This window comes from Microbulbifer regidiadema (SeqCode), from assembly GCF_052466995.1.
In genome coordinates this window covers 4,293,744-4,316,476 of the sequence record NZ_CP174297.1, presented here as the reverse complement: position 1 = coordinate 4,316,476, position 22,733 = coordinate 4,293,744, and the positions used below count along the sequence as shown (strand labels likewise).

16 protein-coding genes are annotated in these 22,733 nt (G+C 54.4%); 8 read left to right on the top strand and 8 right to left on the bottom strand.

Annotated features, from left to right (window positions below):
- Nucleotides 1-51: 51 nt before the first annotated feature.
- The 4 genes from glmM to rlmE form a co-directional block, all read right to left on the bottom strand.
- Nucleotides 52-1,404 (bottom strand): phosphoglucosamine mutase, encoded by a 1,353-nt coding sequence (glmM, locus tag ACJJIK_RS18875; RefSeq protein ID WP_444929791.1) that lies wholly within the window; start codon nt 1,402-1,404, stop codon nt 52-54.
- Between the two features lie 94 nt (nt 1,405-1,498).
- Nucleotides 1,499-2,344 carry a dihydropteroate synthase gene (folP, locus tag ACJJIK_RS18870; protein ID WP_444943555.1) on the bottom strand — a complete coding sequence of 282 codons (846 nt, stop codon included), beginning with the start codon at nt 2,342-2,344 and terminating at the stop codon, nt 1,499-1,501.
- A gap of 90 nt (nt 2,345-2,434) precedes the next feature.
- Nucleotides 2,435-4,354: an ATP-dependent zinc metalloprotease FtsH gene (ftsH, locus tag ACJJIK_RS18865; protein ID WP_444929789.1), complete on the bottom strand. Its 1,920-nt coding sequence runs from the start codon at nt 4,352-4,354 to the stop codon at nt 2,435-2,437.
- A 180-nt stretch (nt 4,355-4,534) separates the two neighbouring features.
- Nucleotides 4,535-5,155 (bottom strand): 23S rRNA (uridine(2552)-2'-O)-methyltransferase RlmE, encoded by a 621-nt coding sequence (gene rlmE, locus ACJJIK_RS18860; protein WP_444929788.1) that lies wholly within the window; start codon nt 5,153-5,155, stop codon nt 4,535-4,537.
- A gap of 143 nt (nt 5,156-5,298) precedes the next feature.
- Here rlmE and yhbY point away from each other — a divergent pair, with 143 nt between their 5' ends.
- Nucleotides 5,299-5,601 carry a ribosome assembly RNA-binding protein YhbY gene (gene yhbY / locus ACJJIK_RS18855; protein ID WP_108734403.1) on the top strand — a complete coding sequence of 101 codons (303 nt, stop codon included), beginning with the start codon at nt 5,299-5,301 and terminating at the stop codon, nt 5,599-5,601.
- A gap of 35 nt (nt 5,602-5,636) precedes the next feature.
- Here yhbY and ACJJIK_RS18850 read toward each other — a convergent pair whose 3' ends face one another.
- The 4 genes from ACJJIK_RS18850 to ACJJIK_RS18835 all read right to left on the bottom strand — a co-directional run bounded on the left by ACJJIK_RS18850 (nt 5,637) and on the right by ACJJIK_RS18835 (nt 10,774).
- A complete protein-coding gene (locus tag ACJJIK_RS18850) occupies nt 5,637-6,011 on the bottom strand; it encodes a hypothetical protein (protein ID WP_444929787.1) in 375 nt (124 codons plus the stop codon).
- Nucleotide 6,012: 1 nt separating this feature from the next.
- Nucleotides 6,013-7,608 (bottom strand): S41 family peptidase, encoded by a 1,596-nt coding sequence (locus ACJJIK_RS18845; protein ID WP_444929786.1) that lies wholly within the window; start codon nt 7,606-7,608, stop codon nt 6,013-6,015.
- A 211-nt stretch (nt 7,609-7,819) separates the two neighbouring features.
- Nucleotides 7,820-9,211, bottom strand: a complete 1,392-nt coding sequence (pntB, locus tag ACJJIK_RS18840; protein WP_444929785.1) for a Re/Si-specific NAD(P)(+) transhydrogenase subunit beta — start codon at nt 9,209-9,211, stop codon at nt 7,820-7,822.
- A 15-nt stretch (nt 9,212-9,226) separates the two neighbouring features.
- A complete protein-coding gene (locus ACJJIK_RS18835; protein WP_444929784.1) occupies nt 9,227-10,774 on the bottom strand; it encodes a Re/Si-specific NAD(P)(+) transhydrogenase subunit alpha in 1,548 nt (515 codons plus the stop codon).
- Nucleotides 10,775-11,549: 775 nt separating this feature from the next.
- Between ACJJIK_RS18835 and ACJJIK_RS18830 the strand changes: the two genes are divergently transcribed.
- From ACJJIK_RS18830 to ACJJIK_RS18800, 7 genes are all read left to right on the top strand, one after another.
- Nucleotides 11,550-12,137: an ANTAR domain-containing response regulator gene (locus ACJJIK_RS18830; RefSeq protein WP_444929783.1), complete on the top strand. Its 588-nt coding sequence runs from the start codon at nt 11,550-11,552 to the stop codon at nt 12,135-12,137.
- Nucleotides 12,138-12,144: 7 nt separating this feature from the next.
- Complete coding sequence (locus ACJJIK_RS18825; protein ID WP_444929782.1) at nt 12,145-13,209, top strand: CmpA/NrtA family ABC transporter substrate-binding protein; 1,065 nt, start codon at nt 12,145-12,147, stop codon at nt 13,207-13,209.
- A 180-nt stretch (nt 13,210-13,389) separates the two neighbouring features.
- Nucleotides 13,390-14,853, top strand: coding sequence for a NarK family nitrate/nitrite MFS transporter (locus tag ACJJIK_RS18820; protein ID WP_444929781.1), 1,464 nt, complete (start codon nt 13,390-13,392; stop codon nt 14,851-14,853).
- Nucleotides 14,843-16,618: a protein kinase domain-containing protein gene (locus ACJJIK_RS18815; RefSeq protein WP_444929780.1), complete on the top strand. Its 1,776-nt coding sequence runs from the start codon at nt 14,843-14,845 to the stop codon at nt 16,616-16,618. Before ACJJIK_RS18820 ends, ACJJIK_RS18815 begins: the two co-directional genes overlap by 11 nt.
- A gap of 275 nt (nt 16,619-16,893) precedes the next feature.
- Nucleotides 16,894-19,431, top strand: a complete 2,538-nt coding sequence (nirB, locus tag ACJJIK_RS18810) for a nitrite reductase large subunit NirB (RefSeq protein ID WP_444929779.1) — start codon at nt 16,894-16,896, stop codon at nt 19,429-19,431.
- Between the two features lie 87 nt (nt 19,432-19,518).
- Nucleotides 19,519-19,965, top strand: coding sequence for a nitrite reductase small subunit NirD (gene nirD / locus ACJJIK_RS18805; RefSeq protein ID WP_444929778.1), 447 nt, complete (start codon nt 19,519-19,521; stop codon nt 19,963-19,965).
- Nucleotides 19,965-22,718, top strand: a complete 2,754-nt coding sequence (locus ACJJIK_RS18800; protein ID WP_444929777.1) for a nitrate reductase — start codon at nt 19,965-19,967, stop codon at nt 22,716-22,718. Before nirD ends, ACJJIK_RS18800 begins: the two co-directional genes overlap by 1 nt.
- Nucleotides 22,719-22,733 lie beyond the last annotated feature (15 nt).

The following is a 22,733-nucleotide window of genomic DNA, read 5'->3' as shown; positions in this document are numbered from 1 at the left end:
TTGCCCTGCGCCCCGGTAGGACCGATTTACTACGGGTTAAATCGCAGCAGATCAGTTGTTTCCAATTCGCTCCACCACGGAGGAAATATCTTTGGCCAGCTGCTCCACCAGGGCGCTGTCGCGGCCTTCGACCATTACCCGGATCAGCGGCTCCGTGCCCGATGGCCGCAATAGTACACGCCCGCTGTCCGCCAGCTGGCGCTCGGCATCGGCAACGGCGGCCTTGACCTCTGCATGATCGAGCACGCCGTCGCGATGGGCCAGCCGCACATTAATCATATGCTGGGGGAACATTGTCATGTGGGATTTAAGCTGGTGCAGGGGCTCGGCAAAGTCGCACAGACCTCGCAGCACCTGTAGCGCGGCAATAATGCCGTCACCGGTGGTAGACGCATCGGCGCAGATAATATGGCCGGAAGACTCGCCCCCCAGTTTCCACTGGTTGGCAGACATCTTCTCAAGTACATGGCGGTCGCCAACCTTGGCCCGCTCAAATGGGATCTTGTTATCGCGCAGGGCCAACTCAAAGCCGTAGTTGCTCATCAAGGTGCCGACAACACCGCCACAGCCGCCGAGGATTTTATGCTGGTGCATGGCGATGATATACAACAGCTGATCGCCGTCGACCAACTCCCCGTTGGCGTCGACAAACAGTACCCGGTCGCCGTCGCCATCAAAGGCGATGCCCAGGTCCGCACCCTGCTTCACCACGGCTCGCTGTAACTGCTGCGGGTTGGTGGAGCCGCAATCCAGGTTGATGTTGAGCCCATCGGGGCCCGCGCCAATTACGCTAACATCCGCCCCCAGCTCACGAAATACCATCGGCGCTACGTGATAAGTTGCACCGTTGGCGCAGTCGAGGACTATTTTCAAACCCTCCAGGGAGAAGCCCCAGGGAGTGGACGCTTTACAAAATTCGATATAACGCGCCGCCGCATCGTCGATGCGATAGGCACGGCCGAGATCGGCCGAGGTCTCCATCGGCAATTCGAGAGCAGCTTCAATCTCCTGCTCAATCTCGTCTGGCAGCTTGGTGCCTTCCGCACTGAAAAACTTGATGCCGTTGTCGTGGTAGGGGTTGTGCGAGGCACTGATTACGATACCCGCGCCCGCGTGGAAAGTCCTGGTCAGGTAGGCAATCGCCGGGGTCGGCATTGGCCCCAGCAGGGCGACATCGACACCGGCATTAATCAGGCCCGCTTCCAGGGCCGCCTCAAACATATAGCCGGAGACCCGGGTATCCTTACCAATAAGGATGCGGGGGCGGCGGTGGTGTTTAGCCTTGAACGTTCTCCCCAGTACCTTGCCCGCTGCATATCCCAGGCGCAGCATAAAGTCGGGAGTGATCGCCCCCTCGCCGACGCGACCGCGAATACCATCAGTGCCAAAATACTTTCTTTCCATAACGCTTCTCAATAGTGTACTTCGCCGCTTTTCTTTTGTGCCGGAAAACTACAACAGGGCCCTGCGGCTTAGGGCCTCTGTAAGACATCTCTGATTAGGGGGCGCGGTCAACCAACTGCTGCATACGCAGCACATCGACAGTTTCCGCAACATCGTGGACACGCAATATTTTTGCCCCCCTTTGCGCAGCCAGCATCGCCAGAGCCAGACTGCCGGGGAGGCGACCATCTACATCCCGATCGAGCAGACGACCGATCATCGATTTGCGCGACAAGCCCGCCAGTATGGGCATATCCGCCGGCGCCAGCTGCGACAAATTGCGCAACAATGCCAAATTGTGCGCGTCGGTTTTACCAAAACCGAAGCCCGGATCGACAATAAGCCTATCCCGAGCAACCCCCAGCCCAATACAGCGCTCGACCCTGGCTTGCAGGTATCTGGCGACATCCCCGACAACATCAGTGTAAGACGGATCATCCTGCATAGTGCCGGGCTGCCCCTGCATATGCATCAAGCAGATCGCCAAGTCAGTCTCTGCGGCGGCTTCCAGGGCACCGGGGCGCTCCAGGGCACGAACATCATTGATCAGCCCCGCCCCGGCGGCGGCCGACTCGCGCATCACCGCTGGGGTGCTGGTATCGACAGAGATAATCGCATCAAAGTTCGCTTTGATCGCCTCAACCACCGGCACCACCCGGTCCAGCTCCTGCTGCTCGGATACCGGAGTGGCGCCAGGACGTGTCGACTCCCCGCCGATATCGAGAATTGTCGCGCCCTCAGAGAGCATCTGCTCCGCTCTCTGCAAAGCCAGGGACAGATCCAGGCTGCCGGAGGCGTAGTAGTGGCCCCCATCGGAAAAGGAATCCGGCGTTGTGTTGAGAACGCCCATCACTACAGGCTGGGTGAGATCTAAGGTGTGCTTAGCGCAAATAATTTTCATTGTCTGCAATAAAAAATGCCGGATCGGGGCAGGCTATCGCCCTATCCCCAACCCGGCATTTGGTTTTGTCCAGTTAGTCGCTTCGGAGAATCAGTGGCCGTTGAGCGGGCCGCCGACCGTACTGCTCTTGTCCGCCTCAGTTGAGGACTCTGTGGTTTCAGTATCCTGGGTCGGACTGTTGCCACCGGAACCGAAGTTGTTGTCGTCCCAATCCCTCGGCGCGCGAACCTTGCGGCGAGCCATCAGGTCGTCCACCTGTTCCGCATCCAGGGTTTCGTACTCCATCAGCGCATCTTTCATCGCTTCGAGGATATCGCGGTTGTCTTCCAGCAGTGTCTGCGCCCGGTCGTAGCAGCCATCGATAATGCGGCGCACTTCAGCTTCGATCTCATAGGAGGTCTTACCGGAAACCGGGTTGCCCTGGCCGGGCTGACCGCTTTCGTCTTCGCCGTAATGCAATGGGCCGAGCTTCTCGGACAGCCCCCACTTGGTCACCATATTGCGCGCCAAATCAGTGGCTCGCTCAATATCGTTGGAGGCGCCGGTGGTAACACCATCGATGCCCAGGGTCATCTCCTCGGCAATACGGCCACCGAACAGGGAGCACAGCTGCGATTCGATCGCGCGTTTGGACAGGCTGTACTTGTCTTCCTCTGGCAGGAACTGGGTGACACCCAGGGCGCGGCCGCGGGGAATAATGGTTACCTTGTGTACCGGGTCGTGCTCGGGTACCAGGCGACCAATAATCGCGTGACCGGCCTCGTGGTAGGCGGTGTTCACCTTTTCCTTCTCGTTCATAACCATGGACTTGCGCTCGGCACCCATCATGATCTTGTCACGGGCGCGCTCAAACTCTTCCATAGTCACAGTGCGTCTATTGGCACGGGCGGCAAACAGGGCGGCTTCGTTGACCAGGTTGGCCAGGTCGGCACCAGAGAAACCGGGTGTGCCGCGGGCAATTGTCTGCGCATCGACCTTATCGTCCATCGGCACTTTACGCATATGGACCTTGAGAATCTGCTCGCGACCGCGAATGTCCGGCAGCCCGACAAATACCTGGCGGTCGAAACGGCCCGGGCGCAGCAGGGCGTGGTCGAGGACATCCGGGCGGTTGGTGGCGGCAATCACGATCACGCCCTCATTGCCTTCGAAACCGTCCATCTCAACCAGCAGCTGGTTCAGGGTCTGTTCGCGCTCGTCATGACCACCGCCAACGCCGGCGCCGCGGTGGCGGCCAACAGCGTCGATCTCATCGATAAAGATGATACAGGGGGCCTGCTTCTTGGCCTGCTCGAACATATCCCGCACTCGGGAGGCGCCCACACCCACAAACATCTCGACAAAGTCAGAGCCGGAAATGGAGAAGAAAGGCACTTTGGCTTCACCGGCAATCGCTTTGGCCAGCAGGGTCTTACCGGTACCGGGAGGGCCACACATTAGCACACCACGGGGAATATTGCCTCCCAGGCGCTGGAACTTGGTAGGGTCACGCAGGAACTCTACCAGCTCCTGTACCTCTTCTTTCGCTTCGTCGACACCGGCGACATCGGCAAAAGTCGTCTTGATCTGGTCTTCACCCAGCAGGCGCGCCTTGCTCTTACCAAACGCCATGGGCCCGGAGCGACCGCCGGCGCCGCCCTGCATCTGGCGCATAAAGAACATAAACACGGCGATAATAATCAGGATCGGGAAGCTGGCTACCAGGAGCTGCTGCCAGATACTCGGGGACTCGGGCTCGCGGCCAATAAACTGCACATTGCTGCGCACCAGCTCATTGGTGAGTTCATCGTCAATAATCTGCGGCTGAACGGTCTTGAAGCGGCTGCCATCGGCTTTCTCACCGGTGATCACCAGGCCATCCACGACCACGTTCTTAACTTGGCCCGACTGCACATCCTGAACAAAGTCGGAGTAGCTGAGGGCCTCATCCCGGGACTGCGGTTTAAAGTTTTGAAAAACCATCAGCAGTACCGCTGCGATGATCAACCACAGTACTAGGTTCTTTGCCATATCATTCAAAGGGATAGCCCTCTCGCAATCAAAATCCGTCCATTCCGGCAGCGCCGGCCACATCGATACCGGATAAACCCAGTATAGGTGCGGGGGTAAACAGCCTTTGCCCCCAGTACAGGTATCGCTTATACCATATAGGGGCCCAGACTAGAAATACGCCGATATTGTCAGTCGCCGTCAGCCCTTAAATCCTCGCGCCACCACATACACTTCACGCGAGCGGGGACGGGAGGCTCCAGGTTTACGGGTGACGACACTGTTGTAGCTACCGCGCAGGTCGCGTATCAACTCGTCGAAACCCTCTCCCTGGAATACTTTGGCAACAAATGCACCGCCGGGTTTTAACACCTGCCGGGCCATATCGACTGCCAGCTCGACCAAATACATGGAAGCGGGCTGATCAACATCGCGTATCCCACTCATATTGGGGGCCATATCGGAAATCACAAGGTCTGCCAGCTCATCGCCCATGCGCTGTAACAGCTCACCGAGCACCGACTCCTCGGTAAAATCCCCCTGGACAAAGTCCACGCCGGCCAGCGGGTCCATCGGCAGTATATCTGACGCCAACACCCGGCCTTTGTGTCCAACCAGTTCCATAGCCACCTGGGACCAGCCCCCCGGGGCTGCGCCCAGGTCGACAACTGTCATGCCCGGTTTAAACAGGCGGTCCTTGTTTTGCAGCTCCTGCAGCTTGTAGCTGGCACGGGAGCGGTAGCCCTCTTTCTGCGACTGTTTGACGTAATGGTCATTAAAATGTTCACGCAGCCAACGGTGGCTGCTCTTAGATCGGCCCATCGGGTACAATGCCTACAATCACTACAACTTAATTGTAAGAGCGGCCACTAACCGCAATCGAGTCAGCCGAACAAACGCTGGCGACGATCGCGGCCTGTGGCCGTTCCCACATCGAATTCCACAAAGTGGTAATGGAGTATTGTATGCCTTTAACCGCCGACCGCAAAAAAGCTCTTCGCTCTCTGGGTCACAATCTGAAACCTGTCGTGACCGTAGCCGGCAATGGGCTGAGCGAGGGGGTGATGGAAGAACTGAACCGCGCGCTCGAAGACCACGAGCTGATCAAGGTCAAACTGATGATTGCCGACCGGGAAGTTCGCCATCAGATCGTCGGCGAACTCTGCGAGAAATCCTCATCCGAATTGGTGCAGGAAATCGGCAAAATCGCCCTGATTTTCCGTGCGGCGCAAAAGCCGGATATTCGCAAGTCTAATTTGCTGCGTTAAATAAAAAAGGGAGCTAGCGCTCCCTTTTTTATTTCTCAACCCCTGGAAACAGGTTTACACAACACCGGCACTTCCCACGAATCTCCACTGGAAAGCCGCGTCAGCCAGCACTTTTCACCATTACCCACCAGTTGGAACTTAATCGGCCGCCCCATACCCCGGCCAATCAAAGCCATCTGCTTTGGGGTTTTCTCGACCACCAAAACACTATCTTCCACAAACGCCTTCGGGCCCAGAGTTACTTTAACCCCTCCCAGCGCTTGCGAAACCGCCGCTTGTAACACGCTCCGAATTTCGGGACTCGTTTCTTGTAGCAGTGCCGCTTGAGCCGTTTCAGCATTTTGCTGGGAGGAGCAGCCGAGACACATCATTGCAAAACCACAAATCTTAGCCAGAGCTGCCAATTTCATTTTATTTCACCATTATACGATTACTGCGGGAGACTTCTTTGGTGACTCGCGCATCGAAAACCGGAGCACTCTGGCTTTCACCCGAGATAGAGAATGCGCTGACTGCAATATCCCCACACTCTCCTGTCTCGATGTAATTTAGCGCAGTGGCAAAGCGCGCTTCATCTTCATCACCCAAGAGGTTATCAAAGTCGTCACCAATCACACAGCCGGGTAAATCGGCGTCAGTGCCGTAGCTACCATTGGGCATAAAGCCGTCAGAGTAATCGCCAAAACCTTTTGCATTCACTCCGGAGAACTGAATGGTGAAGTAAGTAGTGCCACAATTATCCAGCGGGTAAAAACCATAGGGCTTACCGCAGGTGGTCTCACCGATCTGAATAACCTCAATATCGATTCCACGCAGACCATTGATAATGGCCTCACTGGCAGAACAGGTATTTCCGCTGGTCAGAACAAATAGGCGTGACAGATTTAAAGTCGGTAGTTCTCGCCCATATAAAGAGTCGTCAATAAAACCCAGACCGGTTGAATGAAAAGGAGTTCCATCCAGCGGCTCTCCAGTAATAGGGTTGGTTTCCGGGTGCTGATCATTGAACTGGGCGGTTTCAAATGTTCGCCCTACCGTAACATCACCGGCAATCATATAGGCGAGCTGAGCAGCTAGATCGAGATAGCCACCGCCGTTATAGCGAAGGTCCAGAACTAACTCATCAACAGATTCAGATTCGAGCTGGGTAACCGCATCAATCAGTTCCGCTTCTGCGGTCCCAATATGCTCATTGAACAACATATAACCAACTTTGTGGCCCGACTCCGTCACCTGGGTTTTAACATATTGCACAGGGTCAGATTGCACCGGCGCTGCAACCAAAGTAACAGTTTCAATCGTTGAGGAACCCAGGGGTCTGATTTCAAATTTGTGAGATTCCCCCTCGGCTGCCGGCCACATACCGTAATTTAAGGTATCGACATCATCACCGTAAGCCAGGTCAACACCGTCCACACTGATAATTTCAGCACCCCGGGTTATAGTATCCGGCAGATCGCCGCCGTTTTCCTCATCCAGATACGCCACTACCGCCTTGCGTGGTGGTGTGCTGGAAAGTAGCGCCCACTGAACCCCATAACCGACGTAAACCCCGGATTCGGTTTCCGATATCCATTCATCAGTTGGAACCGTGTAATGGAAGCGATCTTTTTCCTGGCCGGAGGCCGTCAGGGCAAACGTTCTCAGCTCGTCGAAATAAGCCAGGGAATCGTCAAAATCAGCGGGGTTCTGATCTTCAATTTCGTCGTACCACAAGTAGAGCTCATTGCTCATTGAGCGCAGCCAGTTATTCTCATTCTCACGAGTGCCCGCTACATCTGCGTACGCAGAATCCGTTACCGGGTTGATGCCGCTGCGGGGAGAGACGCACCGGTTTACATAGGTTGAGGAGGGCAAAAAGTTACCCTCTTCCCAGGTGCCGTCAACAACGGTCGGTGAATCCGGCACATCCCCGGAATCAGAGCCGCCGCCTCCGCAGGCAGCCAAACCCAAGGCTCCCAGAGTAACAACCCCGGTTAAAGCGATCTTACGCAGACGGATTTCCATCCCAAACTCCTTTTAACCCTTCTATTTGTAAAGATACGTAAAGATGCGAAGCCTATCACTATTTGCTCAGGGTTCAATAGCCAAATTTTTCATCAAAAAAAATAATCAAAGCTAAATGCAAAAGGGCCTGGGGAAGTGCCTTCTAATGCGCACCACTCCAAGCCCTTCACTGCAAAACAGGTTAATTGCTTTTAATCACCCCGGTCAATAATTAACCGCTGAATTTACCCAGCACCCCCTGCAAGCTATCTTTCGCATCACCGAAAAGCATACGTGTGTTTTCTTTGTAAAACAGTGGGTTGGCAACCCCTGCGTAACCGGAGGCCATGGAGCGCTTGAGCACAACGGTTCTTGCAGCCTTCCACACTTCCAGCACCGGCATACCCGCAATAGGGGAACCGGGCTTTTCCACTGCATCCGGGTTTACCGTGTCGTTAGCACCGATCACCAGAACCAAATCCGTACTGGGAAAATCCGCATTAATTTCATCCATTTCCAGAACGATATCATAGGGCACATTAGCCTCGGCCAGGAGCACATTCATATGTCCGGGAAGCCGGCCCGCCACCGGGTGAATGCCAAAGCGCACGGTTTTACCTTTTTTTCTCAAGCGATCGGTCAAATCGCTCACCGCTTGCTGGGCATGGGCCACCGCCATACCAAATCCCGGCACAATAATGATACTGTCCGCCGCATCCAGGTCATCCGCCAGCTCCTGCTGCTCGATGGCAATCGCTTCGCCGTCGACCTCTTCATCGGAGACTTCGCCCCCATCAGAACCAAATCCACCGAGAATCACGCTGATAAACGAGCGATTCATGCCCCGGCACATAATGTAGCTGAGGATGGCACCTGAAGAGCCAACCAGAGCGCCCACCACAATCAACAGATCATTGCCCAGCATAAATCCGGTAGCGGCTGCGGCCCAACCGGAATAGCTGTTCAACATAGAAATAACCACCGGCATATCCGCTCCGCCAATGGCGGCTACCAGGTGAATGCCCAGCAGCAGTGCGATTGCGGTCATTAGCAGTAAATTGATCACCGTGCTCGCATTGACATCTGCCGGCACAAACAGCCCACCAAGGACAACACAGGCCAAAATGGCAATCAGGTTGAGCCAGTGGCGGGCGGGTAGCATCAGCGGCTTTCCGGATACCAGTCCCTGTAATTTACAGAAAGCTACCAGAGATCCGGTCAGGGTAATTGCTCCAATAAATACCCCCAGGTAGATCTCAGTGCTGTGGACAACATGAGCGGCCCCGTGCAATTCCACAACCGGATCGAGGAAACCACCCCAGCCAATCAACACCGCAGCGAGACCGACAAAACTGTGCAGCAGCGCCACCATCTGCGGCATTTGGGTCATAGCCACACGCTTGGCCAGTGCCAATCCGATCACCGCTCCGACAATCATGGCGGTAGCCACCATCCAGTAAGCCCCAGCGGCCACACCGGCAATAGTGGCGATAATGGCAACCGCCATTCCCACCATGCCGTAAGTATTTCCCCTGCGAGCCGTTTCGTGGCTGGACAAGCCTCCGAGACTTAAAATAAACATCACTGCGGAGAAGAGATAAGCCATTGCAATCATACCGTTCATCACTCTCTCCCCTCCTTAGCGGCGAAACATTTTCAGCATGCGGTAAGTCACAAAGAAACCACCGAATATATTAATACTGGCCACCAGCACGCCAATAAATGCGAGCAGACTGACCAAACCCGAACTGGTAACACCCAGCTGTACCAACGCTCCGACAATGACAATGCCGGAAATAGCATTGGTAACACTCATCAATGGTGTGTGCAGCGCGTGAGTGACATTCCAAATCACCTGCCAACCGACAAAAATGGACAGGACAAATACGGTAAAGTGAGAGACAAAGTCCGCCGGTGCCACGCGCCCCAGCCACAACAATAAACCCGCAGCCACCGCCCAAAATGCAAAAATCGATAGGGAGGAATTTTGCTTCTCAGCTTTCTCCTCAACAACTTTTACCTCCTCAGCGGGTTTTGCCGATGGCTTCGGCTGCGCGGAAATTTTTGGTGCGGGCGGCGGCCAGGTAATCTCACCGGACTTAACGACTGTGGCACCGCGAATAACTTCATCATCAAAGTTAAGATCTATCTCGCCATCCTTTTGCGGGGTTAACTCCCCGAGCAGGTGTGCGAGATTGGTTGAGAACAGACGCGAAGATTGAGCCGCTGCGCGGCTGGGCAAGTTGGTATAACCGAGAATAGTGACGCCATTGTGCTCCACTTTTTCATCGGCAACGGTATAGTCACAGTTACCGCCCATTTCCGCCGCTAAGTCCACCACCACAGAGCCCTTGGGCATACTGTCGACCATATCTGCGAGCCACAGCTTGGGGGCGGGTCTCCCCGGAATCAGGGCAGTGGTAATTACAATATCCACTTCTTTGGCCTGCTCGCGGAACAGCGCCATTTCAGCATCGATAAATTCCTTGGACATCTCCTTGGCATAGCCACCGGAGCCCGAGCCCTCCTCCTCAATTTCTACGGTAAGGAATTCGGCCCCCATGGATTCCACTTGCTCGCGCACTTCAGCGCGGGTATCGAAGGCCCGCACAATGGCCCCCATACTTTTTGCTGTGCCTATTGCAGAGAGCCCCGCAACACCGGCGCCAATAACCAGTACTTTTGCTGGAGGAATTTTTCCTGCGGCGGTGATCTGTCCGGTAAAAAATCGGCCAAAATTATGCGCCGCTTCCACAACTGCGCGATAACCGGCGATATTTGCCATAGAGCTGAGCGCATCCATTTTTTGCGCACGGGAAATTCTTGGAATCGATTCAACTGCTAAGGCATTGATATCGCGCTCGGCAAGCTTTTGCAGAAATTCGGCATTCTGTGCCGGCTTTATAAAAGCGATCAGTGTAGCCCCTTTGGGAATCAGAGCTAACTCTGGATCAGTGGGCGCCTGTACTTTTAATACTATCCCCGCATCGGCCAAACACTGCTGTATATCCTCACGGATTTCAGCACCGGCTTCAGCATAAGCGTCATCGGTAAAACTGGCTCTGGTACCAGCCCCCCTCTCCACCGCTACGGAAAAACCCAAATCGCGTAAGCGTTTTACGCTATCAGGAGTTGCTGCAACACGCGCCTCTCCCTCTGCGGTCTCTCTAGGTATGGCTATAATCACCGCCGTGCCCCTCTTAGTTGATTTTATGAACTTACCGCTACATCTACCTCAAAAAGTATTGGATTGCCCAATTTATAAACAGATCGAGTGTAAACGTCGCTACAGGGGATGAAAAGAGGAATAATCTGATAGCCGTAATTGGTGAAATTTATAAGGCTAGAATTCCAGCGAGTGCTGTAGCCATAAATAGACAAGTCAAAAGTTGTCTCACCCATAACCTTTTCTCGGCAAAAGGAAATATCAAACGCTCTCGACCACACCCGCCCGAAAAAGCCCGGCTGCATCGGATGGCCTCGACATGATTCACAGCAAATTTCTCTCCTGAAACCCGTGCCTCAACAGGGCTGACAGTCACGAAAAAACAAAAAATTACAAAGAGCGGGCATTTATTCCGATTTTTTTTGTAAATGTAAATCTCAGCAAAAATAGCGCATTACTCGAATTTAATCGAAAAACTACATCTAAGCATCAATTTGTAATAAAAAAATAACGTGTGAAATGATATTTAACTCAAACTATCATCCCAGATTAAGACAGTTTTGCTTCCCTGGAACTGAATCACATTTTTCACGACAAAAATAACCCTAAGCCCCCCACTTGTGCAGAAAAAGTAATATCCGCAGAATGTCGCACTATAAAAAGTCGTAACTACCAGATGTATCTCATGGAATTAGAGAAATATATTTGTCTTCCCGCCTCAGCGCACTTGGCACAACTATTGATTAACAATTGGGGAAACCTCAGTAAAGCTGTTAGATAAGTGCCGCGATAAACTGTGACTAATCCAAGCCCTGGAATCATGCTGGTCGATGACAATCCCGAGCGATCCCGCCTGGTTTGTGAGCGATTACGTGCAGCTGGCTATACCATTCTCGCCCAAGTGAGCAGTGCCGAGGGACTGCTCTTTCAGGTGGAGAAATACCGCCCAGATATTGTGTTGATTGATATCGAATCCCCCGATCGGGATATTCTGGAAAGTCTGGCCGTAGTCAATCGTGAAGCACCCACCCCGGTAGCGATGTTTTCCAGCAGCGGCAACGCAGACTTTATCAGCCGCGCTGTCGATTCCGGTGTGAGTGCTTATATGGCAGAGGGCATTACCCCCGAGCGCGTGGCACCGGCGATAGAAATCGCCATGGCACAATTTAAGCAGTTCCAGCAATTGCGCCTGTCCCTTGAGCGCACTCAGCAACAGCTATCGGAGCGGAAGGCGATCGAGCGGGCCAAAGGACTGCTCATGGCCAGAAAAAATCTCAGTGAAGAGGAGGCCCATAAAACCTTGCGCAACCTCGCCATGAACAGCAACTCAACGATGCATAAAGTTGCGGAGCAAGTTGTCCACCACTTCCAGAGTGAGCATTAGAGTACCGATGTCAGCCCTTCTGTGTCCGGAAAAAAAGACCCTCAAACTGCTTTACTTGCGCCTGACCGACAGCGCGCCGCTGATTGTCGCCAAGGAGCAGGGCTACTTCCACGAGTTTGGTTTGGAGGTAGAATTACAGCGAGAGACCAGCTGGGCCACCCTGCGCGATAAATTAATTGGCTGCAAAGCGGATGCTGCCGCGATGCTCGCCCCCATGCCTCTCACACTGGAACAGGCACTGCCCAACTGCCGCGAACGCTTGCTGAGTGGATTAATTCTCAGCTGCAACGGCAATGGCATTACCCTATCGGCAGAGCTATTCCAGCGCCTGCAAAATTACTGCGAAGGCGATTCACACCGCGATATTGCCTCGGCACTGAAACGTTACCTGCACGATAATAAATTCCCCCCCACGGTCAGGCTCGCTACGGTTTATCCATTTTCCAGCCACAGCCTACAATTGCGCTACTGGCTGCGCTCTGCCGATATCGACCCCGACCGGGATATCAAACTGGTGGTCTTACCCCCCGAGCAAATGCTGGAAAATCTCAACAGCGGTATTATCGATGGCTACTGCGTAGGAGAGCCGTGGAATTCCCTTGCCGCCCACAAGGGCAGCGGTGTCATTATCGCAGCCTGCAATACCCTACTGCCGGCAATGCCGGAAAAAGTACTGACCGTTACCGACAGCTGGCACCAGGCCAATCCAGCGACCCACTTGGCGCTTAGGGCCGCGCTGCTTAAAGCCTGTACCTGGCTCGCCTCGCGGGCACACAGGGCAAGCGCAGCCAAACTGTTAGCGCAGAGAGAATATCTCAATCTCCCTGAGGAACTGATTCATCGCTCCCTCAATGACCAGATTCTCTACCGGCGGGACCGCGAGATCCTCGCCAACCCCGGCTGGCACCTGTTCGCCCACCAAGACAACGATTGCGGGCGTCCAAGCCAGGAAAAAGCCCGCCAACTTCTAGAGATGTATTCAGAGTTGGACGAGTCTGCGCTTCGTGCAGCAGAAGCTTTTCGCCCAGACCTCTACCGTCAGACAGTGGAATTCCTAGCCGCACAAAAATAATGGCACATTAATTGAATGGAAGTAATTTGATGATGCAATGGCTTTATCTCGGACGCATCAGCACGGTGAAGGGGTTATTCGCCGAACATAACGGGCAACGAAGTCCATTACCTGCAACCAGGCGGCTGCGGTTTTGGGCTTTTTTTGTGTCTGCGGAATTAGTAAACAAAGGAAATATGTATGTCCAGTGACTCTCTCAATCTATTCTCGTTCCGCGGGAAGATTAAGGTGCTCCACCTAACCTGGGTGGCCTTCTTTATCACTTTCTTTGCCTGGTTTAACCATGCTCCCCTGTTGATGGCAATCTCAAAAAGTCTGTCGCTAACACCGGACCAGGTAAAAACCCTGCTGATTTTAAATGTCGCCCTGACCATCCCCGCCCGTATTGTGATCGGGATGCTCACCGATAAATACGGCCCCAGACTCACCTATTCACTACTACTGGCCATCGGTAGTGTGCCCTGCTTTATTTTTGCCCTGGCAGATAATTTTGCTCAAGCGGCAATCGGTCGCTTCCTGCTCGGCTTTATCGGTGCCGGATTCGTCGTGGGTATTCGCATGGTGTCAGAGTGGTTCCCCGCTCGACAGCTGGGTACGGCCGAAGGTATCTACGGCGGCTGGGGTAATTTTGGTTCCGCAGCCGCAGCCATGTCCCTGCCCACCATTGCCCTGTTTTTTGGTGGTGACGACGGCTGGCGCTACGCCATTGGACTCACCGGGGCTATCGCGCTGGTTTACAGTGTTATTTACTACTTCTCAGTAACCGATACCCCCAAGGGCTCAACCTACTTCAAACCCAAAAAAATCGGCGCTATGGAAGTCACCAGCACCGGGGATTTTATCCTGTTACTGGTGATGAAGGTGCCCATGTATGCAGCCCTGGCCCTGCTCACCTGGAAATTATCCAGTGGCGTAGCACTGATATCCAACCTGGCCGCCAACCTGATTTATGCGGGCCTGGCACTGCTCTATCTACTGGATGCGCGCAAAACTTATAGTATTAACCGCGAAATATTCAGCAATCCTCCCGCGCCGGTACACCGCTATAAGTTCAAGCAGGTCGCCGTATTGAACCTGCTTTATTTCGCGACTTTTGGCTCGGAACTGGCCGTCGTATCCATGCTGCCCCTGTTCTTCTCCGAGACCTTTACCCTGGACCCGGTAAAAGCGGGCTTGCTGGCCTCCGCCTATGCCTTTATGAACCTGATGTCGCGCCCTGCCGGTGGGTTGATCAGCGATCGCTGGGGACGCAAATCCACCCTGCTGGTGCTGACTGCTGGCCTGGCACTGGGCTACTTCACTATGAGCCTGATCGACGCCGAGTGGCCTTTGTACCTGGCGGTCGCTGCGGCAATGGCCTGCTCTTTCTTTGTGCAAGCTGGTGAGGGAGCGGTATTCGCCGTAGTCCCCCTGATCAAGCGTCGCCTTACCGGGCAGATTGCCGGTATGACCGGTGCCTACGGCAATGTGGGCGCGGTATTCTATCTCACCGTTCTCAGCATGGTGTCTTACCAGACCTTTTTCCTGGTAATCTGCGCTACCGCACTGCTCGGCTTTGCCGCCCTGCTTCTACTGGAAGAACCGGAGGGACAAATGGCAGAAGTACACCCTGATGGCAGCGTCTCCATGATCGATGTCGCCTAACACCGACCTGTCCACAGCAGCGAGCAGCGACGACGCCAAGCTCGCTGCGACCAACGGTTCGCAGGGCCATAAAACCAATGCCCTGCAACTGTTCAGCGCCTCCTGCGCCGGTCTTCGCCCACACAATGACGATGCCTGCGCAGTGCGGCTTGCCGAGGGCGCTGAGTTACAGTGCCACGGCAGCCTCGCCGCCGTGGCCGACGGTGTTGCCACCGCCGACGCCGGCGGTGAAGCGGCCCGCGCCGCCATCAACGGATTCTTTGCCGATTATTACAGCACGCCCCAAACCTGGTCGACAAAACACGCCGCTGCCAGAGTTCTCCACTCACTTAACAGCTGGCTGTTTCGACAAAGCGGCGGCAGTAGTGAAATTAAACGGGGCTGGCTGACCACCTTTTCCGCCATTATTTTTAAAGGGACCAGCGCCCACTTGGTGCATATCGGCGATTCCCGTATCTACCGGCTGCGCGGCGAAAAATTAGAGTGCTTGAGCCGCGACCACAGCCACGCCCTGGGACCGGGGCGCACATTTTTGAGCCGCGCCCTGGGTATGGATGCCCATATTGATGTGGACTATCGCTGTGAAGCATTACAGCCTGGGGATATTTTCCTGATCAGCAGCGATGGTATTCACGACTTCCTGTCAGAGGCGGAGGTGACTGAGCTGCTGCTCAATTTTTCCGAGTCGACCCCGCAGCAACTGATTAATAGCGCTCTGCGAGCGGGCTCCATCGATAACCTGAGCGCTGTCACCTGCCGGATAGATGCTATTGGGCTGCCCCTGTGCGATGAATTGGCCATGCGCAATCGCGAGCTGCCATTCGCACCAGATCTTCGTCCCGGGCAGCAACTCGATCACTTCCTGGTTTTACAGGAGTTGCATGCCAGCAGCCGCAGCCAGCTGTATCTGGCTCGCGATCTCAATAGCCAAGCATTGCGAGTCATAAAAACGCCCTCGGTAAATTTCTGCGATGACGCCCACTATATCGAGCGGTTTATCGCCGAGGAGTGGAGCGGGCGGCGAATTTGCCACCCGGGCATTATCAAAATTTTCCCCCCACCTCCCGACCGACGCTGCCTCTACCATATTCTCGAGTATATCGAGGGGCAGACCCTGCGACAGTGGATGCAATTAAACCCCCAAGCACAAATTTCCCAGGTGCGGGAGTTGATGGCGCAACTGGTTAGTGCGCTGCGCAGCTTGCAGCGCTTGGAGATCGTACACGGCGATCTCAAACCGGAAAATATTATGATGCGCAATGACGGGCGCCTGGTGATCATCGATCTCGGCGGCGCCGATGGGCCGGGGCTCAGGGAGCAGTTACACCTGTGTGCGGAATCCGTTCCCGGCAGTAAAAATTATGCAGCGCCAGAATTCTTTTTTGGCGATAGCCCCAGCCACCGATCGGATATCTTTTCTCTGGGAGTGATTGCCTACGAATTGCTCACCGGTAAATACCCCTATCCAGAGCGCTTCGGCAGTTACCACTACCACTTAAAGAGCTACGCGCAAATGCGCTTTACCCGCGCCGCCCTACACCGCGACGATATTCCCCACTGGATAGACGGTGCCCTGCACAAAGCCTGTGCCGCTGACCCCAAAAAACGCTACAACGCCCTATCAGAATTTATCCAGGACCTGCAATCCCCCAACCCTGAATTTAAAGCGCCGCAGAACCGTCCTTTACTGGAGAGAAACCCCGTTCTTATCTGGCAACTATTGGCTTTAGCGCTACTGCTCTCACATCTGCTCTATCTCTTTTAAGCTAATACATAAAATTTGAACAAGCACTTTTGCAGCGCAAAAACTTTGTTAAATGCACCACATTGTCGCAAAAATTGTGGACAATCAGGCCAACTGCGCTTTATTACTAGAAATAAAACTGGCATAGAGATTGAATGTATTTAAGCACCAACAATTTATTCCCCCATTACGAGGCAACGGCGCCTGTACTCTTCGGCAGAAGAGGAGGCGCCCCTGCCATACCAACGGGGCCCACCCCCTGCCGAATAAAACGAATCGAGACGGCAGGATTGTAAATGACGGACAATGTTAAACAGCAAAAGTTGATTGTGATTGGCAACGGTATGGTCGGGCACCATTTCCTCGAACAGCTCGCCAATCATCAGCGGGCTAACTCGTTTGCTATCACCATATTCTGTGCAGAGCCCCGCCCCGCCTACGACCGGGTTCACCTCTCCGAATACTTTGCCGGACGCACAGCGCAAGATTTGTCCATGGGCAATCTCGCTCAGTATCAGCAGTGGGGATTTAATCTCCTGCTCAACGACAAAGTAGTGCAAATTGATCGGGACAAGAAAACCGTTATTTCCGCAAGTGGCGCCAGTCACGCTTACGATCAATTAATACTCGCCACCGGCTCCTACCCATTTGTGCCACCAATTCCCGGGCACCAGCACCAGCGCTGCTTTGTCTATCGCACCCTGGAAGACCTCGACGCAATCCGCTCAGCTGCCGCCAGCGCAAACAGTGGCGTTGTTGTCGGCGGTGGCCTGCTCGGCCTGGAGGCCGCCAATGCCCTGAAAGCCCTCGGGCTCGAAGCCCACGTTGTCGAGTTCGCACCAGGTCTGATGGCCACCCAGCTGGATGAAGGTGGCTCCGCTTTATTGAGAAAAAAAATTGAAGCACTCGGTGTTCAGGTACACACCAGTGCCGCCACCGAACGGATTGAAGAGATCGACGGCCGCCTGCGTATGCAGTTTAGCGGCGGTCAAACGCTATTCACCGATATGATCGTTTTCTCTGCGGGAATTCGCCCTCAGGATGAGCTGGCAAAGTCCTGCGGGCTGGAGCTGGGGGAACGCGGTGGCATCGTTATTGACAGCCACTGTCGCACTTCCGATACGAATATTTTTGCAATCGGCGAATGCGCGCTCTACGACCAGAAAATTTTTGGCCTGGTCGCTCCCGGCTACAGTATGGCGCGCACCGCTGTCGCGCAACTGACTGGAGGAGAAGAAAGTTTTAACGGTGCGGATATGAGCACCAAGCTCAAACTGCTGGGTGTGCAAGTTGGCTCTATTGGCGATGCCCACGGCCGCAGCGAGGGCGCCGCTGCAATTACCTTTGTGGACGAGCAGAGCGGCGTTTACAAACGTATGATCACCGACAGCGAAGGGAAAAAACTGCTGGGCGCGGTGATGGTGGGAGACACCGATGACTATGACACCCTGCTGCAATACCACCTCAATAGTATCGACCTCCCCGAACATCCGGAACAATTAATTTTACCGGCAACCGATGGCGTCGCTCCCGGGTTGGGTGCCGCCGCACTACCCGCCTCTGCCACCGTATGTTCCTGTCATAATGTGAGCAAAGGCCAAATTATCGACGCGGTTGCCGCTGGCTGCCACTCTCTCGCCGAGGTTAAGGATGCCACCAAAGCATCCACAGGTTGTGGCGGTTGTGCGGGACTGCTGAAGAATATCGTCGACGAAGAGTTGGCGGCGCTGGGCATGGAAGTGAGCAATCACCTATGCGCTCACTTTTCCTTCTCCCGCCAGGAGTTATTTCACATTATCCAAGTGGAGGAAATCAAAACCTTCAGTGAATTATTGAGCAAACACGGCTCCGGGCGCGGCTGTGAAATTTGTAAACCCGCCGCAGCCTCCATATTTGCCTCCCTGTGGAATGAACACATTCTGGAGCAGACCCACGTCGGCCTACAGGATACCAACGATACCTTTATGGCGAATATGCAGAAAAACGGCAGCTACTCTGTCGTTCCGCGTATTCCCGGCGGCGAGATCACACCGGATAAGTTAATCGTGATCGGTGAAGTGGCCAAACGCTACAACCTCTACACCAAAATTACCGGCGGCCAGCGTATCGACTTGTTTGGCGCACGGCTGGAACAGCTGCCGGAAATTTGGCGAGAACTCATTGATGCCGGTTTCGAAACCGGACATGCCTACGGGAAATCGCTGCGCACAGTGAAATCCTGTGTCGGCAGCACCTGGTGCCGCTTTGGGGTTCAGGATAGTGTCGCTATGGCCCTGCAAGTGGAAAACCGTTACAAGGGACTGCGCGCTCCACACAAAATAAAAATGGCCGTGTCCGGCTGCACCCGTGAGTGTGCCGAAGCACAGAGCAAAGATATCGGAGTTATCGCCACGGAAAAAGGTTGGAATCTATTTGTGTGTGGCAACGGCGGCATGCGCCCCCGCCACGCCGATCTGTTTGCCACCGACCTGGATGACGAAACACTTATCCGCTATATCGACCGCTTGCTAATGTTCTACGTACGCACCGCAGATAAATTACAGCGCACCTCGGTGTGGTTGGAAAATCTCGATGGGGGCCTGGATTACCTGCGCGAAGTCATTATCGATGACAAGCTGGGCATTTGCGCGGAGCTGGAAACCCAGATGGCCCGCGTTGTCGGCAGCTATCAATGCGAGTGGAAAACGGCCATCAACGATCCGGAAAAGCTCAAGCGCTTTCGCCAATTTGTCAATAGTAACGAAACCGATGAAAACATTGTTTTCGTTAACGAACGCGGACAGCCGCGTCCTGCTGCCACTGACGAGCTAGTGGAAACCAGCGAATCCCTCTGAAGTTGTACCCGGCGGCGCAAGCCGCCGGTTTTACTGCAATAAATCAATCGCCTTTATATCCTTTCCATCCACTGTGAGGAAACTATGATGAGCTCGCCTGCCCCAAAAGAAATCTGCGTAAATTCACTGACCACACGCCCCTCCCAATGGTCACCCATCTGCCAGCGCTCGGATCTGGTTAGCAACTCTGGAGTATGCGCGCTTTGGGACGATACCTGCCGATACCCAAACGCAGCTTTACAGACACTGGCTAAAACTGTCGAGCAAAGCGCTATTGCCCTATTTTTTTTACCCGATCAGGAACAGCAGCTCTACGCCGTTGACAACTGGGACCCAATCGCACAAGCTGGAGTAATTGCACGAGGAATTATTGCGGAACTGGAGGGGGAGCTAACAATCGCCTCCCCACTGTATAAAAACCACTTTCGCCTTAGCGATGGAGTCTGCATGGAAGATAGCAGTATCAGGCTTGCCACCTACCCACTGGCATTGAATGGGGACACGGTTTACATCGGCAAGAATAAGTTACAGTAATGGCAGCACAGGATTTTTTGAGCGCACAGCGCACCTGCACTACCTGCCCTTATTGTGGTGTCGGTTGTGGTGTTTCGGTTCAACGGGAAGAGCGCACCGGCAGCAGTTCAATTAGCGTCAGTGGCGACGCCCAACACCCGTCAAATTTTGGCAAGCTGTGTGTTAAAGGTTCTGCGCTCGGTGAAACCTTCGGTGAGCACGGCCGCCTCTTGCGCCCGCGCCTACACGGACAAGACTGTGATTGGGATAGCGCCCTGTCTTATATGGCCGATGCCTTTAAGCAGACAATTCGCGATCACGGTCCCGACTCAGTCGCTTTCTATCTGTCCGGACAGCTCCTCACCGAAGACTACTATGTCGCCAACAAGTTGATGAAGGGGTTTATTGGCTCTGCCAATATCGACACCAATTCACGGCTTTGTATGGCCTCTGCCGTGGTGGGGTATAAGCGCGCATTTGGTGCCGACGCAGTACCCTGCTCCTATGAAGACCTGGAGCAAGCTGAGCTGATTGTACTGATCGGCTCCAATGCCGCCTGGACACATCCGATTTTATTCCAGCGCATGCAGGCCGGCAGTGCAAAGCTGATCGTCATCGATCCCCGTGGCAGCGCCACCAGTGAGATGGCCGACCTGCACCTGGCGATTAAACCCGGCACTGATGCAGCCCTGTTCAATGGGCTGCTGCGCTTCCTCAGTCGGCACTATTACCTCGATACCGACTACATTAAAAATCATACTCAGGGATTTGCCGACACCTTAGCAGCGGCGCAAGACTGGTCCCCAGAATTAACCGCAGCCACCTGTGGTATCTCCATTGAAGAATTACTGGAGTTTTTTCAGGCTTTTGCCGCAACGGAAAAAACCATCAGCTTTTATTCCATGGGAGTCAATCAGTCCAGCAGTGGCACTGATAAAAATAACTCGATCATTAACTGCCACCTGGCTACTGGGCGCGTGGGCAAAGTGGGCGCGGGCCCCTTTTCCATTACCGGCCAACCCAATGCAATGGGTGGGCGCGAGGTGGGCGGACTCGCCAATACCCTCGCCGCACATATGGAGTTTAATGAGCCGGATATCGAGCGGGTCTCACGCTTCTGGAATTCAGAACGTGTAGCGACAAAGCCGGGGATGAAGGCTGTGGATATGTTCCGCGCGGTGGAGAGCGGAAAAATTAAAGCCATCTGGATTATGGCCACCAATCCTGCCGTCAGTATGCCCGAGGCCGATCGAGTCACCGCCGCACTAGAGAAATGTCCGCTGGTGGTGGTCTCCGACTGTGTTGCCAATACCGATACCGCGCGCTGTGCCGACCTGCTCCTGCCCGCAAGTGGCTGGGGAGAAAAAAATGGCACCGTGACCAATGCAGAGCGCCGCATATCCCGACAGCGCGGCTTTTTACCCCCGCCCGGCGAGGCCCGCCACGACTGGCAGGCCCTGTGCGGACTGGCCCAACACTTGGGCTATGCCGAGCAGTTTAACTACTCCCACCCCGCCGATATTTTTCGCGAGCACGCCGCGCTGTCCGGCTTTGAAAACCAGGGCTCCAGGGCTTTCGATATTTCCGCATTCGCCAATATCAATCGCAGTGAATACGATGCACTGGCCCCGGTGCAGTGGCCAGTCAACCAGGAGCACCCGGGCGGATGTAAACGTCTATTTAGCGATGGACAGTTTTTTACCCCGGACAAGCGCGCGCGCTTTATCCCCATAGCGCCGCAGCCCCCCGAGCAGCAGATCAGCAGCGACTATCCAATATGGCTCAATAGCGGCCGTATGCGCGACCAGTGGCACACCATGACCCGAACCGGACGGGTGCGCAAATTACTCGACCACAGCGAGCTGCCAGAAATTCAAATCAATCCCCAGGATGCCGCCCGCTACCAGGTGAGCGATGAGCAACTCATCTACTTAAACAGCGCTTCAGCGACAATGATCGGTCGCGCCGCTCTCAACGGAGGGCAAAAAGCCGGGCAGGTCTTTGCCCCTATCCACTGGAGTGAAACCTTCTCGCAAAATTCCAAACCCAGTGCCCTGGCAGATTCCTGTGTCGACCCCTATTCCGGTCAACCGGAATTTAAACAGGTTCCCGTCAATATCCGTCCACTGGACGCCAGCTACTTTGCCACCCTGATCTGCACAGAGGAAACTGCGGGCAAATTCTGGGACTGGTTACAGCGCGCGGGCGACAGCAGTATCCTGCACTGGTATCGAGTGCCCCTGGCCAATGGTTTCCGCTATGAGATTACCGCGAGCCACCCTATCCACGGGCGGGAGTTGACCTCCAAGGTACTGGGCGAAGACATCCAGTTATTCTGGCAGGAGTTGCTGACCCCCAAAAGTCAGCGCTGGATTGCCTACGACAACCGCTTAAAACTGCTGGTTTTCTCTGGCCGCGACTGGCATCAACTCCCCAGCCGACAGCACCTGGAAAATTACCTGGCTGTGCCGCTACCGGAATTACCTGGACAACTGCTGCACCCGGTCAAACCCGGTGTGAAGATGGTTTGTACCTGTCTCCAGGTTTCCCGACCTCAGATAGAGGAGGCTATTGCCCAGGGCGTCAACACTGTCGAGGCACTGGGGGAAACCCTTGGCTGCGGTACCAACTGCGGTTCCTGTAAACCGGAAATTGCCAGTATTATCCGCACGGTTAATGCCTCTTCTATGGAGTCAACTCCGGTAAAGCAAGACCCAGCTGAGACAGGCAGAAATATCCAAAGAAATATAGTTCAGGAATTTATTCCGCAGTAAGTTTTAAATTCCCTC

Excerpts from the sequence above, each read along its gene's own strand:
- ACJJIK_RS18845 (WP_444929786.1), bottom strand. The coding sequence starts at position 7,608 with ATGGAAATCCGTCTGCGTAAGATCGCTTTAACCGGGGTTGTTACTCTG.
- glmM (WP_444929791.1), bottom strand. The coding sequence starts at position 1,404 with ATGGAAAGAAAGTATTTTGGCACTGATGGTATTCGCGGTCGCGTCGGC.
- nirD (WP_444929778.1), top strand. The coding sequence starts at position 19,519 with ATGAGCTCGCCTGCCCCAAAAGAAATCTGCGTAAATTCACTGACCACA.
- ACJJIK_RS18820 (WP_444929781.1), top strand. The coding sequence starts at position 13,390 with ATGTCCAGTGACTCTCTCAATCTATTCTCGTTCCGCGGGAAGATTAAG.
- yhbY (WP_108734403.1), top strand. The coding sequence starts at position 5,299 with ATGCCTTTAACCGCCGACCGCAAAAAAGCTCTTCGCTCTCTGGGTCAC.
- pntB (WP_444929785.1), bottom strand. The coding sequence starts at position 9,211 with ATGAACGGTATGATTGCAATGGCTTATCTCTTCTCCGCAGTGATGTTT.
- ftsH (WP_444929789.1), bottom strand. The coding sequence starts at position 4,354 with ATGGCAAAGAACCTAGTACTGTGGTTGATCATCGCAGCGGTACTGCTG.
- ACJJIK_RS18825 (WP_444929782.1), top strand. The coding sequence starts at position 12,145 with ATGTCAGCCCTTCTGTGTCCGGAAAAAAAGACCCTCAAACTGCTTTAC.
- rlmE (WP_444929788.1), bottom strand. The coding sequence starts at position 5,155 with ATGGGCCGATCTAAGAGCAGCCACCGTTGGCTGCGTGAACATTTTAAT.
- ACJJIK_RS18815 (WP_444929780.1), top strand. The coding sequence starts at position 14,843 with ATGTCGCCTAACACCGACCTGTCCACAGCAGCGAGCAGCGACGACGCC.
- ACJJIK_RS18850 (WP_444929787.1), bottom strand. The coding sequence starts at position 6,011 with ATGAAATTGGCAGCTCTGGCTAAGATTTGTGGTTTTGCAATGATGTGT.
- folP (WP_444943555.1), bottom strand. The coding sequence starts at position 2,344 with ATGAAAATTATTTGCGCTAAGCACACCTTAGATCTCACCCAGCCTGTA.
- nirB (WP_444929779.1), top strand. The coding sequence starts at position 16,894 with ATGACGGACAATGTTAAACAGCAAAAGTTGATTGTGATTGGCAACGGT.
- ACJJIK_RS18800 (WP_444929777.1), top strand. The coding sequence starts at position 19,965 with ATGGCAGCACAGGATTTTTTGAGCGCACAGCGCACCTGCACTACCTGC.